The 15,655-nt window shown below is 60.7% G+C and carries 15 protein-coding genes; 5 read left to right on the forward strand and 10 right to left on the reverse strand.

All coding sequences use genetic code 11. The features are described from left to right. Nucleotides 1-692: 692 nt before the first annotated feature. Both PLD_RS19695 and PLD_RS19700 read right to left on the reverse strand, forming a co-directional pair. A complete protein-coding gene (locus tag PLD_RS19695) occupies nucleotides 693-1,256 on the reverse strand; it encodes a helix-turn-helix domain-containing protein (protein WP_159895638.1) in 564 nt (187 codons plus the stop codon). 220 nt (nucleotides 1,257-1,476) lie between these two features. Beyond that, complete coding sequence (locus tag PLD_RS19700; protein ID WP_159895640.1) at nucleotides 1,477-2,193, reverse strand: SIMPL domain-containing protein; 717 nt, start codon at nucleotides 2,191-2,193, stop codon at nucleotides 1,477-1,479. A 229-nt stretch (nucleotides 2,194-2,422) separates the two neighbouring features. On the opposite strand from PLD_RS19700, the gene PLD_RS19705 reads away from it, so the two are divergent. From PLD_RS19705 to PLD_RS19715, 3 genes are all read left to right on the forward strand, one after another. Beyond that, nucleotides 2,423-3,685, forward strand: coding sequence for an ATP-binding protein (locus PLD_RS19705; protein ID WP_159895642.1), 1,263 nt, complete (start codon nucleotides 2,423-2,425; stop codon nucleotides 3,683-3,685). After that, nucleotides 3,678-4,238 (forward strand): response regulator transcription factor, encoded by a 561-nt coding sequence (locus PLD_RS19710; protein WP_159895644.1) that lies wholly within the window; start codon nucleotides 3,678-3,680, stop codon nucleotides 4,236-4,238. The genes PLD_RS19705 and PLD_RS19710 overlap by 8 nt, the downstream gene beginning before the upstream one ends. 98 nt (nucleotides 4,239-4,336) lie before the next feature. Continuing rightward, the gene (locus tag PLD_RS19715; protein ID WP_159895646.1) at nucleotides 4,337-6,064 is read left to right on the forward strand and encodes an ABC transporter ATP-binding protein/permease; all 1,728 of its coding nucleotides are present in this window, start codon (nucleotides 4,337-4,339) and stop codon (nucleotides 6,062-6,064) included. Between the two features lie 66 nt (nucleotides 6,065-6,130). On the opposite strand, the gene PLD_RS19720 is transcribed toward PLD_RS19715, so the two are convergent. Together PLD_RS19720 and PLD_RS19725 are read right to left on the reverse strand one after the other, a co-directional pair. Beyond that, nucleotides 6,131-6,325, reverse strand: coding sequence for a hypothetical protein (locus PLD_RS19720; RefSeq protein ID WP_159895648.1), 195 nt, complete (start codon nucleotides 6,323-6,325; stop codon nucleotides 6,131-6,133). A 13-nt stretch (nucleotides 6,326-6,338) separates the two neighbouring features. Next, a complete protein-coding gene (locus PLD_RS19725; RefSeq protein ID WP_159895650.1) occupies nucleotides 6,339-7,985 on the reverse strand; it encodes a phospholipase in 1,647 nt (548 codons plus the stop codon). A gap of 166 nt (nucleotides 7,986-8,151) precedes the next feature. On the opposite strand from PLD_RS19725, the gene PLD_RS19730 reads away from it, so the two are divergent. After that, nucleotides 8,152-9,093 carry an AEC family transporter gene (locus PLD_RS19730; RefSeq protein ID WP_159895652.1) on the forward strand — a complete coding sequence of 314 codons (942 nt, stop codon included), beginning with the start codon at nucleotides 8,152-8,154 and terminating at the stop codon, nucleotides 9,091-9,093. 38 nt (nucleotides 9,094-9,131) lie between these two features. Here the strand turns inward: PLD_RS19730 and PLD_RS19735 are convergent, their stop codons facing one another. From PLD_RS19735 to gatC, 6 genes are all read right to left on the reverse strand, one after another. Further along, nucleotides 9,132-9,512 (reverse strand): carboxymuconolactone decarboxylase family protein, encoded by a 381-nt coding sequence (locus PLD_RS19735; protein ID WP_159895653.1) that lies wholly within the window; start codon nucleotides 9,510-9,512, stop codon nucleotides 9,132-9,134. After that, nucleotides 9,509-10,543 (reverse strand): calcium/sodium antiporter, encoded by a 1,035-nt coding sequence (locus PLD_RS19740; protein WP_371929100.1) that lies wholly within the window; start codon nucleotides 10,541-10,543, stop codon nucleotides 9,509-9,511. Before PLD_RS19740 ends, PLD_RS19735 begins: the two co-directional genes overlap by 4 nt. Before the next feature lie 77 nt (nucleotides 10,544-10,620). After that, a complete protein-coding gene (locus PLD_RS19745) occupies nucleotides 10,621-10,995 on the reverse strand; it encodes a septal ring lytic transglycosylase RlpA family protein (RefSeq protein WP_159895655.1) in 375 nt (124 codons plus the stop codon). A 187-nt stretch (nucleotides 10,996-11,182) separates the two neighbouring features. After that, on the reverse strand, nucleotides 11,183-12,628 hold the full coding sequence (gene gatB / locus PLD_RS19750; RefSeq protein WP_159895657.1) for an Asp-tRNA(Asn)/Glu-tRNA(Gln) amidotransferase subunit GatB: 1,446 nt from the start codon (nucleotides 12,626-12,628) through the stop codon (nucleotides 11,183-11,185). A gap of 10 nt (nucleotides 12,629-12,638) precedes the next feature. Beyond that, nucleotides 12,639-14,090 (reverse strand): Asp-tRNA(Asn)/Glu-tRNA(Gln) amidotransferase subunit GatA, encoded by a 1,452-nt coding sequence (gatA, locus tag PLD_RS19755; protein ID WP_159895659.1) that lies wholly within the window; start codon nucleotides 14,088-14,090, stop codon nucleotides 12,639-12,641. Nucleotides 14,091-14,106: 16 nt separating this feature from the next. Continuing rightward, nucleotides 14,107-14,394, reverse strand: coding sequence for an Asp-tRNA(Asn)/Glu-tRNA(Gln) amidotransferase subunit GatC (gene gatC / locus PLD_RS19760; protein ID WP_159895661.1), 288 nt, complete (start codon nucleotides 14,392-14,394; stop codon nucleotides 14,107-14,109). A gap of 211 nt (nucleotides 14,395-14,605) precedes the next feature. On the opposite strand from gatC, the gene mreB reads away from it, so the two are divergent. Next, nucleotides 14,606-15,643: a rod shape-determining protein MreB gene (gene mreB / locus PLD_RS19765; RefSeq protein WP_002555108.1), complete on the forward strand. Its 1,038-nt coding sequence runs from the start codon at nucleotides 14,606-14,608 to the stop codon at nucleotides 15,641-15,643. The last annotated feature ends 12 nt before the right edge of the window (nucleotides 15,644-15,655 follow it).

Consider the following 15,655-nt stretch of genomic DNA (forward strand, 5'->3'; position numbering starts at 1 on the left):
AAGCCTCAAAGAGTGGAACGAACGTACACGAATGACGCATTTGTATAAGTCTTGACGCATTTGAACGTTTGCGTTGGTTTTTTCGGGTGCTGGCGTTGCCTTTTTACTGGGCAAGCGAGGTTCCTCGTGCCTCCAACGGGGGCGTCGCTGGAGCGTGGGTCGACGGGGCGGTGCTTGCGTTGCCAGGCGCCAGCGTTCGGCGTATTCAGATGAGCGGAGGACGCAGGGTGGTTCGCAAGGGGAGGCCGTGGGAGACGGATGCCCGAGGTTTGGCAGGCGATGGCGGGTGAACAGCCCATCGTCGACGGTGTTGAATGTGTGGCTCGCAGTGAGGTGGTCACTGTGGAGGAGGCTGCCGGTCTGTGACAGCGGGGTGTCGGGGATTAGCCCCGTTGCCTGCCAAATCTGAAGTGCAAAGGTCTTACACATGCAAACCTCATTTTTTCTTCTTCTAGGGCGTATCTGAGGATTGGCCTTGTGGGCCGTGGCAACTCGCCTTGCTATAGGGCGTGGATGCAGCCCCATGGGCCCGGTGCGGCGACAGCAATCGTTTGTTGTGTTGTTGATAATCGATTAACCGATGCCGAAATTAAGTCATGCTGAAATCGGGGTCAACGAAAATTAAGCCTGACTTACATTTCTCTTGCCCACAGGGTTGCCTGTGAGCTTCGGTGGGTGGCGTTGTGTTGGGCTCAGGTTGCCGCGGGGTCGTCGAACAGGCCCAGGGTCGTGATGGTCAGGACTTCCGCCGGGCTGTTGCCGGCGTTGACCAGGCAATGGGTTTTAGTCGAGTCGAAGTGCACCGAGTCGCCTGGGCCGAGGGGATATTGCTGACCCTCGATGGTGTAGACGATCTGTCCAGAAAGAACGTAGGAGAACTCTGAGCCATCGTGGGAAATCAGTTCCGACTGGTAACCCACCGGTATGTTCATCTTCACCGCGTTCAGCACATTGCCGGGAAAGGAACTGGACAGCCGCTCATAGGCCAGCGGTTGGCCTTCGATGGTGTAGCGCACGCGTTTCCCGTTGTGGGAGTCCGGTTGCGCCTGAGTGGGCTGGTCGAACAGGGCGTTTAACGGGACGTTCAGCGACTTGGCAATGTTGACCAGGGAAGAGATCGAGACGCCGGTGAGATTGCGTTCCGCCTGGGAGAGGAAACTGGCCGTCAGGCCGGATTCGCTGGCAATTTGGTGAAGGGTTTTTTTAGCGGCGCGGCGATAGCGACGCAGGCGTTCGCCGATGCGATCTGCGGTCATGGGAGAGGCTCTTATAGGGAAGGAACACTATACCCGGCTGACGCCAAAACGATCGACAGGCGCTGTACTGGGCTCGGTCACTTTAGCATCAGCCAAGGAGCGAGCTCATAGATTCTGAGGTGGGTTTCACGGTCTGGGCTGGTGATCATGGCCAACCCAGAGTGGCGGTCACCTTGGCGTCGTGCCGAGGGAGCCGCCGCGGGCTGAAGCGAGGGAAGCGTTAAGGCATCAATACTTCGATGGCGCCGTCGGCGGTCATGCTGACTTGGCTGGTGCCGGCTTCGACCTCCGGGGTCACTGGCGCTGAATCCATGCTGGCGGCTTTCATCATCATCGGCGCACGCATGTAAGGCTGTGGATAACCGTTGCTGTTGAGGTTCAGGTTGACGATTTTGTAAGCCTTGCCGCCCAAGGCTTCGGTGGCCAGTTGGGCGCGGGCCTTGAACGCCTTGACCGCATCCTTGAGCAGGGCGTCCTCGCTGGCCTTGCGGGTCGGATCGGCGATGGCGAAGTCCATGCCACCCATTTTCAGATCGCCCAACAGTTCGCCGGTGAGCTTGGACAAGGCCGCGAAGTCGGCACTTTCCAGGCGCAGTTCGGCGCGCTCACGCCAACCGGTGATCTTCTGACCCTTGCTGTCATAGATCGGATAGCTGTTGCGACTGCCTTGGCGTAGGGTCACGCCCTTGACCTGACGTGCCTGGCCCAGGGCTTTGTTCATGGTGGTGGTGATCTGTGAGGCCAGCTTGGCCGGGTCGGTATTCTGTGACTCGCTGTAGAGGGTCACGATCATCAGATCGCGGGCCACTTCCTGGCTGACTTCGGCGCGCAGGGCAATCTGGTTGTAGTGCAGATCATCGGCGGCCAGGGCGGGCAGGCTGACGAGAGGGGCGCCGCCGAGGGCGAGTAGGGCGATACTGCGACTGAAATGCTGCATGGAAACTCCTTGAGTGCGGTCCGCAGGGAAAGGTCCCCACCTGCGTGAGCCCTTCAGACTGTGGTTTTTATGTCTCGTTTCGAGCAATTACAACTTTGATACATATAGACAATGGGCGGTGACGGGGGCAGAAAAAAACAGTGTGGCGCTTTGCCGCAGTTTTGCCTGCGCCGGGGGCTGCTTGGTTATACTCCCGGCGATTGCCCTGGAGCGCTCATCAGGAGAGCTCATGCTCGCCCCCGTTAAATTGTTGTCCGCGACTCGCCAGAACCTCTGGCGCCTGACCTTCATTCGCACGCTGGTGCTGGCCGCTCAGGCCGGTTCGGTGGGGCTCGCCTATTGGTTTGATTTGCTGCCGCTGCCCTGGCTGCAACTGGGCGTCACCCTGATGTTTTCCACGGTGCTCTGCGTCTTCACCGCCATCCGTTTGCGGACTTCATGGCCCGTGACGGAGTTGGAGTATGCCCTGCAACTGGCGTGTGACCTGTTTATCCACAGCGTATTGCTGTATTTCTCCGGCGGTTCGACCAACCCCTTCGTCTCCTACTACCTGGTGCCGTTGACCATTGCCGCAGTGACCCTGCCGTGGCGTTATTCCGTGGTGTTGTCGGGGATCGCCCTGACCCTCTACACCTTGCTGCTGGCACGCTTTTATCCTTTGCAGACCTTTCCCATCGCACGGGAGAACCTGCAGATTTACGGCATGTGGCTGAGTTTCGCCCTGGCCGCGGCGGTGATCACCTTCTTCGCCGCGCGCATGGCCGAAGAACTGCGTCGCCAGGAGGAGCTGCGGGCGATTCGCCGGGAAGAGGGGCTGCGGGATCAGCAGTTGCTGGCCGTGGCCACTCAGGCCGCTGGCGCCGCCCATGAATTGGGTACGCCGCTGGCGACCATGAGCGTGCTGCTCAAGGAAATGCGCCAGGACCATCATGATCCGTTGCTGCAGGATGACCTCAGCGTGCTTCAGGACCAGGTCAAACTGTGCAAGGAAACCCTGCAGCAGTTGGTCCGCGCTGCTGAGGCCAATCGACGTCTGGCGGTACAGATGCAGGAAGTCACTCAGTGGCTGGACGAAGCCTTGAACCGCTGGCACCTGATGCGCCCGGAGGCCAGCTACCGTTTTCATCTGCTGGGCCAGGGGGCCGTGCCGCGCCTGGCGCCGCCACCGGACCTGACCCAAGCGTTGCTCAACCTGTTGAACAATGCCGCCGATGCCTGCCCTGAAGGTTTGGAAGTGCATCTGGATTGGGATACAGAAACGCTCACCATCAGTATTCGCGATCACGGTGCCGGAGTACCCTTGGCCATCGCCGAGCAGATCGGCAAACCCTTTTTTACCACCAAGGGCAAAGGCTTCGGCCTGGGCCTGTTTTTGAGCAAGGCCAGCGTGACCCGCGCCGGTGGCTCAGTGAAACTCTACAGTCATGAGGAAGGCGGCACGCTCACCGAGCTACGCCTGCCCCGTGCCGCCCGAGGAGACGACCATGAGTGAAGAGATCCAAGTCGAAGGCGAAGAACTGCCGCACCTGTTGCTGGTGGATGATGACGCTACCTTTACCCGCGTCATGGCCCGCGCCATGAGCCGCCGGGGCTTTCGCGTCACCACCGCAGGTTCCGCCGAAGAGGGCCTGAGCATTGCCCAGCAGGACCTGCCGGACTACGCCGCGCTGGACCTGAAAATGGACGGCGACTCCGGGCTGGTACTGTTGCCCAAACTGTTGGCGCTGGACCCGGAAATGCGTGTGCTGATCCTCACCGGCTATTCGAGCATCGCCACCGCCGTGGAAGCGATCAAGCGTGGTGCCTGCAACTACCTGTGCAAGCCGGCGGACGCCGATGACGTGCTGGCGGCACTGCTCTCTGAACACGCTGACCTTGATACCCTGGTGCCGGAAAACCCGATGTCGGTGGACCGTCTGCAGTGGGAGCACATCCAGCGAGTATTGACCGAGCACGAAGGCAACATCTCCGCCACTGCCCGGGCTTTGGGCATGCACCGTCGTACCTTGCAGCGCAAACTGCAGAAGCGTCCGGTCCGTCGCTGAACCGCGACTGAACGAATGTTGGCAAGACATCGTGAAAAAGCGAGCCGATCCACTATGATCGGCTCGATGTTTGTCTCCCTCCCCATTGAGCCTCAACCATGAATCAGAACGCTGAATACTCTGCGGTCAACGATGCTGTGCGCGGTCAATTCTTTCGCCGGGTTTGGGCCATGATCACGCCCTATTGGCGCAGCGAGGAAAAGGCCAAGGCCTGGTTGTTGCTGATTGCCGTGATCGCCTTGTCGTTGTTCAGCGTGGCGATTTCGGTGTGGATCAACAGCTGGTACAAGGACTTCTACAACGCCTTGCAGAAGAAAGACGACGTGGCGTTCTGGCGGCTGATTCTGTATTTCTGTGGGATTGCCGCCGTGGCGATCCTGGGCGCGGTGTACCGTCTGTACCTGACCCAGATGCTGACCATTCGCTGGCGGGCCTGGCTGACCGAGAAGCACTTTACCCGCTGGCTGGACAACAAGAATTACTACCAGCTGGAGCAGGGCGGTTACACCGATAACCCGGATCAACGGATTTCCGAAGACCTCAATAGTTTCACCAGCAACACTTTGGCGCTGGGCCTGGGGTTGATCCGTAACCTGGTCAGCCTAGTGTCTTTTTCAATCATTCTCTGGGGCGTTTCCGGCAGCATCGAGGTGTTTGGCTACACCATTCCCGGCTATATGTTCTGGTGCGCGTTGATCTATGCGGCCATCGGCAGTTGGCTGACCCACCTGATCGGACGGCGCCTGATCGGTCTCAACAATCGCCAGCAACGTTTCGAAGCCGACCTGCGTTTTTCCATGGTGCGGGTGCGGGAAAACGCCGAGAGCATTGCCCTGTATGACGGTGAACGGAGCGAGAATCAGCGCCTAAGCAGTCGTTTCAGCAATGTCTGGCACAACTTCTGGGACATCATGAAAGTCTCCAAGCGCCTGACCTTTTTCACCGCCGGCTATGGCCAGATCGCGATCATCTTCCCGTTCATCGTCGCGGCGCCACGGTATTTCTCCGGCAAGATCGAACTGGGCGAACTGATGCAGATCAACTCGGCCTTTGGCAACGTTCAAGAGAACTTCAGTTGGTTCATCAGCGCTTATACGGATCTGGCTTCATGGCGCGCCACCAGTGACCGTCTGTTGAGTTTTCACCAGGCCATGAGTGAGAACGAACAACGCACGCCGGCCATCGATGTAGTGCATCAGGGGGAGGAATTGCAGGTACGCGATCTTGGCCTGGACCTGGCGGACGGTCGGCATTTGCTGGCTGGTGCGCAAATGACGGTCAAGCCCGGTGAGCGCCTGATGCTCAGTGGCCGTTCCGGCAGTGGCAAGAGCACCTTGCTGCGAGCCATGGGACGGTTATGGCCGGCGGGACGCGGGAGCATTGTGCTGCCGAATCAGCGTGCTCTGTTTCTGCCGCAAAAGCCCTATTTGCCCATTGGTAGCCTGCGCGAGGCCTTGAGTTATCCACAGTCTGGAGACAGTTACCCCCACGAGCATTATGTGCAGGTGCTGGAAACCTGCCGACTGCCGCACTTGGTATTGCGCCTGGACGAGAGCAATCACTGGCAGCGCATGTTGTCCCCGGGGGAGCAGCAGCGTCTGGCTTTCGCCCGTGCACTGCTGTATGCGCCGCAATGGTTGTACATGGACGAAGCGACATCGGCCATGGACGAAGAGGATGAAGCTGCGTTGTATCAAGCTTTGATCGATCAGTTGTCGGGGCTGAGCATCGTCAGCGTCGGTCATCGCAGCAGCCTCAAGCGCTTCCACCCGCGGCATATCCGCATCGAGCAGGGCAGCCTGGTGGATCAAACGCTCACCGCTTGAGCCAACCCCCAGCAATAGGTCTCCACCTGTTGCTGGGAGGGGGCGCTCAGATACGGGTCTTAAGGCTTATCCGTGGGTTTGCAGAATTGAGCGGTCCACCCTGATTGTCAACGAACCGCAGCCCGGGGCGACGTTGAAAATGGCCTTGGCGTGTTCATCCACAATGGCTCGGGCAATGGGCACGCCGTCTGCCAGCAGCTCCAGTGGCGCGCCTTTTAGGGATTGGCCCGAGGCCAGTTCCAGGGTCAGTTTGAGGCTCATGATGTTCTCCTTGTCAGGCGTTACGGTCGATGAAGGTGCTGGTGGTGTTATCGATGCTGCCGATCAGCTCCGGTGAGCCGCCGCGGAACTGGCGAAAAATATGGCGTCCGCTGGCGCCGCTGTTGCGGGTGCCGGCTGGGATTGTGAGCGTGGGCTGGAAGCTGTCGCTGAGTTCGCTGTATGCCGACCAGGGGCCGATGTAAGACTCGTTGACGCCAAGGGTTTCGCTGATCGCATAGCGCACCGCCTGGCCCGGCAGCCAGTTGGGTTCGCTGGGTTCATGGCTTTGCCAGCCATCAGGGGTGATGCTCGGAGCCGATGCCGGGGGCTCCAGATACCCCGCGGGCCGGTTGGGGCTGTAGTTTTTCAATAACAGGTAGGTGCTCCAGCCCCACCAGTTGTCGATGGTCTTGCTGTCGTTGAGGTTGTTGACGTCGCTGCGGCGCAGGACCTTGTCCCCTTGCATGACGAACAGTGGCGAGAAGTTCGCCGCTTGGTGCTTGGCCGCGTCCAGGTCCGGCAATACCTTGAGGGCGGCATAGTCGCTTGGCGCCGGGAGGCTGTTGCCCTGGTAGGCATCGAACACTTCATCGGCCGAGCGTTGCACGGCCAGCTTCACCCACTGGCGATTGCGGTGATCGACGCTGTCGAAGTAGCGCTTGTCGCCATAGGCGTGCCAGTGATCACCTTGCGCATTGCTGAGCGTGAGGCCGAACGTGCTGTCTTCGTCGTGCATGAATCGGGTGATCAGAGAGCCCAGGTCGCTGGGAGTGACCGCTGCCGCCAGTTGCTTGCGTGGCACGCGGACGTGACCGGCGGAAAACAGATCGGTCAGGAAGTGATCGGCAAAGGCGTTCATTGCATAGGCCAGTTCCAGTTGTCTCTCATCGGTGGTCGCGCCGGCATGTGCGGCGTGTTGCAGCGCTGCGGTATGCCCGGCGATATAGGCTTGCAAGGCCCATTGCGCGAAGTGATCGGCGTTGTTTGCCGCCAGTTTCAAATAGCGTCCCAAGGGGAACAACGCGGATACCAGGCTGCCACCGCCGGTGACCTTGTTCCACTCTTCGGAGAGGCTGTCTCCCAGGGCGTCATAGGCTTCATGGGGTTGCTTGCCGTCACGGATGGCCTGGTTGGCGGCGCTGACCTCCTGTTGCATGATCGCCAGGATCTGTCGGGCTTCGTCTTTCGAGGTTGCCAGTCGCGCCAGCGAGTCGAAGGCATTATTGAAGCGTTGCAGACGCTCGGCAGGCGTCGCGCCTTCGCAGATCGGTTGGTCGGGGATGCCATAGAAATCGCCACCCAGGGCGACCACCTGGCCATAGGTCAGGGCCAGCCCATTGGGTAGGTGCAGTTGGACCTGCCAGGCGGGCACCGGCGCAGCGTTATTGTCGAAGCGCAGCAAGGTCGCGTCGCCGATTGCCGTGTGCTCAGCGCCCTCGAAACGTAGTTGGGGGGACGATTTCGCCACGTGCTCTGGTGGCTGGGTTGGTGTCTCTGGCCGGTGGTACTTGAGGGTGTGGTGACCGTCGACAACCAGTAGCAGCGTGTCGCCATCGCCAGAAATCGCGACGCCTTTTTCACTGAACAGGCTGTCCAGGTCGGCAATGATTTTGCCGGCATGTTGTGGTTGGTGCTGTGTCCGTGCAGAAAAACCTGACATTTCTAGCTCCTTGAGATGTCATAAAGATGATTATTTTAACTGTATGTATATACAGTTATTTTGAGCCTAGAGGAAAATCGGTAGGCGTCAAGGAGCGAGTCGCGCCGGTGGGCTTTGATTGGATTATCATTAGCCCCCTAACGACAGGCACAAGGTCCACTCGCCCATGCTGGCCATCTTTTTTGCAACGCTGACGATCACGGCGCCGGTCTTTGCCATGTTGTTTCTGGGGTTGTTGCTCAAGCGCATTGAGTGGATCAACGACAACTTTATCCACACCGCATCGGCGCTGGTGTTCAACGTCACCATGCCGGCGTTGTTGTTTCTCGGCATAGTCCACGCAGACCTGCACTCGGCGTTGAAGCCGGCGGTGCTGATCTATTTTTGCCTGGCCACGCTGGTGTCTTTCGCCTTGGCCTGGGGGTGGGCGATCTGGCGTTGTCCGTGGGCTGATCGCGGCATCTATACCCAGGGCGCGTTTCGCGGCAACAACGGGATTATCGGACTGGCGCTGGCGGCGAGCATGTACGGGGATTACGGGATTTCCCTGGGGGCGGTGCTCGCGGCGTTGGTGATTATGTTTTACAACACCCTGTCGACCATTGTTCTGGCGGTCTACAGCCCGGTGATCAAGTCCGATCCCTGGAGCATTTGCAAAAGTGTGATGCGCAATCCGCTGATCATCAGCGTGCTGGCGGCAGTACCTTTTGCCTATTGGCAGATCCCGCTGCCGGGTTGGCTGGAAACCTCGGGTAAGTACCTGGCGCAGATGACCCTGCCCCTGGCGCTGATCTGTATTGGCGGTACTTTGTCCTTTGCGGCCTTGCGCAACAGCGGAAAGGTAGCCATGAGTTCGAGCCTGCTGAAGATGATCAGCTTGCCGCTGCTGGCCACACTGGGGGCGTGGATGTATGGGTTTCGCGGGGCGGAACTGGGGATCTTGTTCCTGTACTTTGGCAGTCCCACCGCTGCGGCCAGCTTTGTCATGGCCCGGGCGACCAATGGCAATCATGAGCTGGCGGCGGCGATTATCGTCATTACCACGATGATGGCGGCGGTGACCACCAACATCGGGATCTTTGTGCTGCAGTGGGGGGGATGGATCTAGCGTCCGCCGCCAGCCAGCCAGCCAGCCGGTGACGGTTTTTACTGCGGCTGCTGGTAAGCCTCAATCACTTCCTGGGCAGCGCGAAACGCATCGATCGCCGCCGGCACCCCGGCATACACTGCGCAATGCAGAAGCGCCTCACGTATCTCTTCCACGCTGCAGCCGTTGTTCAGCGCACCACGCACGTGGCCTTTCAGCTCTTGTGGGCACTTGAGGGCAGTCAGCGTCGCCAGGGTGATCAGGCTGCGGGTTTTCAAGGGCAGCCCCTCACGGTTCCACACGCCGCCCCAGGCATGCTCGTTGACGAAATCCTGCAGGGGTTGGGTGAACTCGGTGGCATTGCCCAGGGCGCGATCGATGAAGGCGTCGCCCATTACCAGGCGACGCATTTGCAGTCCGCTTTTCTTGTTCTCGCTCATGGCGCTTCTCTCTTGTGTTGGCGGCGCCAGGCCCGTAGCGAACTGAACAGCAGAAAGGCTACCAGCGCTGGCAGGACAAAAAACAGCATCAAGTGTTCCAGCTTGCCGGCCAGGGGCATGCCGGTGGTGAAGGACACCACGTGCAGCCCATAAGCCAGGTACAGCCCGAGAAACAGCAGGCCTTCGGCGCGGGTTATGCGATACCCCGAATAGAACACCGGCAGGCACAACAGGGCTACGCCGAGCAGTACCGGCAGATCGAAGGCCAGGGCATTGGGCGACACCGAGAGTGGAGTCGGCGCCACCAGCGCGGTGAACCCCAGTACCCCCAGCAGGTTGAACAGGTTGCTGCCGATCACGTTGCCCACGGCAATATCCCGCTGGCCTCGCAGCGCGGCGAGCAACGAGGTGGCCATCTGCGGCAGGGATGTACAAACGGCGATCACGGTCAGCCCCATGACCCGCTCCGACAACCCCAGGTCGTCGGCCACGGTCACCGCGGCGCCTAGCAGCAGGTGGCCGGCTAAGACCAGCAGTCCCAGGCCGAGGAGCACCAGCAGCATACTGCTCAGGCGAGGGGCGGAACCGCGCCTGCTGCTGGCGGGCAGGTGCGAGCGCGCCGGGTGCCTGGACTGGCGCAGCAGCAGAATCAGATACAACACCAGGACCGACAGCAGGATCAGGCCGTCGGAGGGCGTGAGGCGTTCGTCATAGGCCAGGACAAAGACCAGCAGGCTGGCACCGATCATCAGTGGGATATCCAGGCGTACTAACTGGCGTGATACCCGCAGGGGAATGATCAGCGCTGACAGGCCAAGGACCACCAGGATGTTGAAGATGCTGCTGCCGATCACGCTGCCCACGGCGATATCGGTGTTGTTGGCCAGGGTCGCTTGCAGGCTGATGGCCATCTGCGGTGCGCTGCTGCCGAAGGCGACGATGCTCAGGCCCATGATCAGCGGACGCACACGCAGGCGTGCCGACAAGCGCACGCCCGCGCGCACCAATAAGTCGGCGCCGGCGATCAGCATCACCAGACCGCTGATGAGCTGAATCAGGCTGAGCAGGGGCAGTTCGGCAAAGGCGGTAATGGCTTGGGCTCCGTCGGTCAGTCGCTGAGGGCTTGGATACGTACGTTGGCGGTGCCGCTGCGCAGCATGTCCAGCTGTTGGGCGGCGCCGCGGGATAAGTCGATCAGGCGGCCACGAACGTGCGGGCCGCGATCATTGATGCGGACCACGACGCGCTTGTCATTGCCCAGGTTGGTGACTTGCACGCGGGTGCCGAAGGGCAGTTCGCGGTGGGCGGCGGTGAGGCCGTTCTGGTCGAAAGGTTCGCCACTGGCGGTGCGTTTGCCGTGGTGGCGAGCGCCGTAATAGGAGGCCGTGCCGGTTTCGTCATAGCCCCGAGGGTCGATGACGTGGCTGGTGGCGCAGCCAGTGAGCAGGGCGAGCAGTGCGCTAGTGGCAACCAGACGCTTCATTCGGGCGCTCCGATGGTTGATGTGGCGAGGGAGCGGGCTCCCGCCGGTCTGTCTGGCAGACCGCAAGCTGGCGGTGATGCTCCTTGGGGCAATGGCGCTGGCCGGTAGGCCGTTGCTGCGCGACCGAACGGGAGCCCGCTCCCTCGTCACATGCAAGCGGCCCGAGCCGCTTGCGGTTAAACCGCGATCAGCCTTCGAGCTTGCTTTTCAGCAGTTCGTTGACCTGTTGCGGGTTGGCCTTGCCTTTGGAGGCCTTCATCGCCTGACCGACGAAGAAACCGAACATCTTGCCGCGCTTGGCCTCATCGGCGGCGCGGTACTGTTCGACCTGTTCGGCGTTGGCCGCGAGCATTTCATCCAGCACCGCGGAGATCGCGCCACTGTCGGTGACTTGCTTGAGGCCACGCTTGTCGATGATCTCGTCGGCGCTGCCCTCGCCATTGGCCATGGCTTCGAACACGGTCTTGGCGATCTTGCCGGAGATGGTGTTGTCCTTGATCCGCACGAGCATGCCGCCCAGCTGTTCGGCTGAAACCGGGGCTTCGTCGATTTCCAGGCCCTGCTTGTTCAGCAGGCTGCCCAGCTCGACCATGACCCAGTTGGCGGCGAGCTTGGCGTCGCCGGCGATGCTCGCGACTTTCTCGAAGTAGTCCGCCTGTTCGCGGCTGGTGGCCAGGACGCTGGCGTCGTAGACCGACAGGCCGAACTGCTCCTGGAAGCGCTCGCGTTTCTGCGGTGGCAGCTCGGGCAGGGTGGCGCGCACCTCATTGAGAAAGGTGTCCTCGATGACCACCGGCAGCAGGTCCGGATCGGGGAAGTAACGGTAGTCGTTGGCTTCTTCCTTGCTGCGCATCGGACGGGTTTCGTCCTTGTTCGGGTCGTACAGGCGGGTCTGCTGGATCACCTTGCCGCCGTCTTCGATCAGCTCGATCTGGCGACGGATCTCGGAGTTGATGGCCTTCTCGATGAAGCGGAACGAGTTGACGTTCTTGATCTCGCAGCGGGTGCCGAACTCGACCTGGCCCTTGGGGCGGATCGACACGTTGCAGTCGCAACGCAGCGAGCCTTCGGCCATGTTGCCGTCGCAGATGCCCAGGTAGCGCACCAGGGCGTGGATCGACTTGACGTAGGCCACGGCTTCCTTGGCGCTGCGCATGTCCGGCTCGGACACGATCTCCAGCAGCGGCGTGCCGGCGCGGTTCAGGTCAATGCCGGTGGCACCGTTGAACTCTTCGTGCAGGCTCTTGCCGGCGTCTTCTTCCAGGTGCGCGCGGGTGATGCCGACGCGTTTCATGGTGCCGTCTTCCAGAGGGATGTCCAGGTGGCCCTTGCCGACGATTGGCAGTTCCATCTGGCTGATCTGGTAGCCCTTGGGCAGGTCCGGGTAGAAGTAGTTCTTGCGGGCGAACACGTTGTGCTGGCCGATCTCGGCGTCTACCGCCAGGCCGAACATCACCGCCATGCGCACCGCTTCCTGGTTCAGCACCGGCAGTACGCCGGGCATGCCCAGGTCGATCAGGCTGGCCTGGGTGTTGGGCTCGGCACCGAAGGCGGTGGAGCTACCGGAGAAAATCTTCGATTGAGTGGTGAGCTGGGTATGAATCTCCAGCCCGATCACGACTTCCCATTGCATGTGTGTCTCCTCAGAAGCCGGTTGGGGTGCGGGTGTGCCAGTCAGTGTTCAACTGATACTGGTGCGCAACGTTGAGCAAGCGGCCTTCCTGGAAATACGGGGCAAGCAGTTGCACGCCGACCGGCAAGCCGTCGACGAAACCGGCCGGCATCGACAGGCCCGGCAGGCCCGCGAGGTTGGCGGTGATGGTGTAGACGTCTTCCAGGTACGCGGCGACCGGATCGCTGCTCTTGGCACCGAGCTTCCAGGCCGGGTTGGGCGTGGTCGGGCCGAGGATGATGTCGACTTCGTTGAACGCGGTCATGAAGTCGTTCTTCACCAAGCGGCGGATTTTCTGCGCCTTGAGGTAGTAGGCGTCGTAGTAGCCGGCGGACAGCGCGTAGGCGCCGACCATGATCCGGCGCTGCACTTCGCTGCCAAAACCTTCGCCACGGGAGCGCTTGTACAGGTCTTCAAGGTTGGCCGGGTTCTCGCAACGGTAGCCGAAGCGCACGCCGTCGAAACGCGACAGGTTGGAGGAGGCTTCCGCCGGGGCGATCACGTAGTACGCAGGAATCGCGTGCTGCATGTTCGGCAGGCTGATGTCCTTGATCACCGCGCCGAGCTTTTCCAGCTCCTTGATGCTGTTGTGGATCAGGTCGGCGATGCGCGGGTCGAGACCGGCGCTGAAGTATTCCTTCGGCACGCCGATGCGCAGGCCTTGCAGCGAGCCGCTGAGGCTGGCGCTGTAGTCCGGCACCGGTTCATCGATGCTGGTGGAGTCGTTCGGGTCGAAGCCGGCCATGCCTTGCAGCAGGATCGCGCAGTCTTCGGCGGTGCGTGCCAGCGGGCCGCCCTGATCGAGGCTGGAAGCGTAGGCAATCATGCCCCAGCGGGAAACGCGACCGTAGGTCGGCTTCAGGCCGGTGAGGTTGGTGAAGGCAGCGGGCTGGCGGATCGAGCCGCCGGTGTCGGTGGCGGTGGCGGCGGGCAGCAGGCGCGCGGCAACGGCCGCAGCGGAACCGCCGGACGAACCACCGGGCACGTGTTCCAGGTTCCATGGGTTTTTCACCGCGCCGTACCAGCTCGACTCGTTGGCCGAGCCCATGGCGAATTCGTCCATGTTGGTCTTGCCCAGGGTCACGGCCCCGGCTGCGGCCAGCTTGGCGACCACGGTGGCGTCATAGGGCGCCTTGAAGTTGTCGAGCATCTTCGAACCGCAACTGGTGCGGATGCCCTGGGTGCAGAACAGGTCCTTGTGGGCGATTGGCGCGCCCAGCAGGGCACCGCTCTCACCGTTGGCGCGACGGGCGTCGGCGGCCTGGGCCTGGGACAGTGCCAGGTCCTCGGTGAGGCTGATGATGCTGTTGATCTGCGGATCCAGCTGGGCGATGCGCGCCAGCAGGGTCTGGGTCAGTTCTACGGAAGAGAATTTCTTGTCGGCGAGTCCGCGGGCGATCTCGGCCAGAGTCATGTGATGCATTGCAGGCTCTTTCCCTTTAGTCGATGACTTTCGGAACCAGATACAGGCCGCTTTCGACCGCTGGTGCGATGGCCTGATAAGCCTCGCGATGATTGGACTCGGTCACAACGTCTGCGCGCAGGCGCTGGCTGGCTTCCAGAGGGTGGGCCAGGGGCTCGATACCGTCGGTATCGACTGCCTGCATTTCATCCACCAGCCCGAGAATGCTGTTCAGGGCGGCGGTGATGTGTGGAAGATCGCCTTCATTGAGCTTGATGCTGGCCAAATGAGCGATTTTTTCCACGTCGGAGCGTTCAAGCGCCATGGGATTCTCCAGTGGAAAACAAAAACGGATTTCGTCCGCGTGTTAGATTGTCGGAACACTACCGCATTTCTACGGTCTTATGGCCGCGATTGTGGGGTTTGGTGCACAGAAAAGCGGCCAATTTAACATATTGGCGCCTTGCCCAAAATCCCTGTCGTTGTTAGAGTTTGCCGCACTTTTTTACCCACGCGTTGCCTAGGGTCCCTTTCCCATGTTCAAGAAACTGCGTGGCATGTTTTCCAGCGATCTTTCCATTGACCTGGGCACTGCCAACACCCTTATTTACGTGCGCGAGCGCGGTATTGTCCTGAATGAACCATCGGTTGTGGCCATTCGGACCCACGGTAATCAGAAAAGTGTTGTCGCGGTTGGTACTGAGGCCAAGCGCATGCTCGGTCGTACTCCGGGCAACATAGCCGCCATTCGTCCAATGAAGGACGGTGTGATCGCTGACTTCAGCGTCTGCGAAAAGATGCTGCAGTATTTCATCAATAAAGTTCATGAAAACAGCTTTCTGCAGCCCAGCCCTCGTGTGCTGATCTGCGTTCCATGCAAGTCCACCCAGGTTGAACGTCGTGCTATCCGTGAATCGGCCCTTGGCGCCGGTGCCCGTGAAGTGTTCCTGATCGAAGAGCCGATGGCCGCTGCGATTGGCGCCGGCCTGCCGGTTGAAGAAGCGCGTGGCTCGATGGTTGTGGATATCGGTGGTGGTACCACTGAAATCGCCCTGATCTCCCTGAACGGCGTGGTTTATGCCGAATCCGTGCGTGTCGGCGGCGACCGTTTCGACGAAGCGATCATCACCTACGTGCGTCGCAACTACGGTAGCCTGATCGGTGAGTCCACCGCTGAGCGCATCAAGCAGGAAATCGGTACTGCCTACCCTGGTGGCGAAGTCCGTGAAGTCGACGTGCGTGGCCGTAACCTGGCCGAGGGTGTGCCACGTGCCTTCACCCTGAACTCCAATGAAGTGCTGGAGGCTCTGCAAGAGTCCCTGGCAACCATCGTTCAGGCGGTGAAAAGCGCTTTGGAGCAGTCGCCTCCGGAACTGGCTTCGGACATCGCCGAGCGTGGTCTGGTGCTGACCGGTGGTGGTGCGCTGCTGCGTGACCTGGACAAACTGCTGGCTCAGGAAACCGGTCTGCCGGTGATCGTTGCCGAAGACCCGCTGACCTGTGTAGCTCGTGGCGGTGGTCGTGCATTGGAAATGATGGACAAACACACCATGGACCTGCTTTCCAGCGAGTGATCTTGCTGCGGG

This window comes from Pseudomonas sp. LD120, assembly GCF_009861525.1.
Lineage (GTDB): Bacteria > Pseudomonadota > Gammaproteobacteria > Pseudomonadales > Pseudomonadaceae > Aquipseudomonas.

Coding starts and splice junctions, on each gene's coding strand:
- PLD_RS19695 (WP_159895638.1), bottom strand. CDS start 1,256: ATGACCGCAGATCGCATCGGCGAACGCCTGCGTCGCTATCGCCGCGCC.
- PLD_RS19700 (WP_159895640.1), bottom strand. CDS start 2,193: ATGCAGCATTTCAGTCGCAGTATCGCCCTACTCGCCCTCGGCGGCGCC.
- PLD_RS19705 (WP_159895642.1), top strand. CDS start 2,423: ATGCTCGCCCCCGTTAAATTGTTGTCCGCGACTCGCCAGAACCTCTGG.
- PLD_RS19710 (WP_159895644.1), top strand. CDS start 3,678: ATGAGTGAAGAGATCCAAGTCGAAGGCGAAGAACTGCCGCACCTGTTG.
- PLD_RS19715 (WP_159895646.1), top strand. CDS start 4,337: ATGAATCAGAACGCTGAATACTCTGCGGTCAACGATGCTGTGCGCGGT.
- PLD_RS19720 (WP_159895648.1), bottom strand. CDS start 6,325: ATGAGCCTCAAACTGACCCTGGAACTGGCCTCGGGCCAATCCCTAAAA.
- PLD_RS19725 (WP_159895650.1), bottom strand. CDS start 7,985: ATGTCAGGTTTTTCTGCACGGACACAGCACCAACCACAACATGCCGGC.
- PLD_RS19730 (WP_159895652.1), top strand. CDS start 8,152: ATGCTGGCCATCTTTTTTGCAACGCTGACGATCACGGCGCCGGTCTTT.
- PLD_RS19735 (WP_159895653.1), bottom strand. CDS start 9,512: ATGAGCGAGAACAAGAAAAGCGGACTGCAAATGCGTCGCCTGGTAATG.
- PLD_RS19740 (WP_371929100.1), bottom strand. CDS start 10,543: ATGCTGATCGCCGGCGCCGACTTATTGGTGCGCGCGGGCGTGCGCTTG.
- PLD_RS19745 (WP_159895655.1), bottom strand. CDS start 10,995: ATGAAGCGTCTGGTTGCCACTAGCGCACTGCTCGCCCTGCTCACTGGC.
- gatB (WP_159895657.1), bottom strand. CDS start 12,628: ATGCAATGGGAAGTCGTGATCGGGCTGGAGATTCATACCCAGCTCACC.
- gatA (WP_159895659.1), bottom strand. CDS start 14,090: ATGCATCACATGACTCTGGCCGAGATCGCCCGCGGACTCGCCGACAAG.
- gatC (WP_159895661.1), bottom strand. CDS start 14,394: ATGGCGCTTGAACGCTCCGACGTGGAAAAAATCGCTCATTTGGCCAGC.
- mreB (WP_002555108.1), top strand. CDS start 14,606: ATGTTCAAGAAACTGCGTGGCATGTTTTCCAGCGATCTTTCCATTGAC.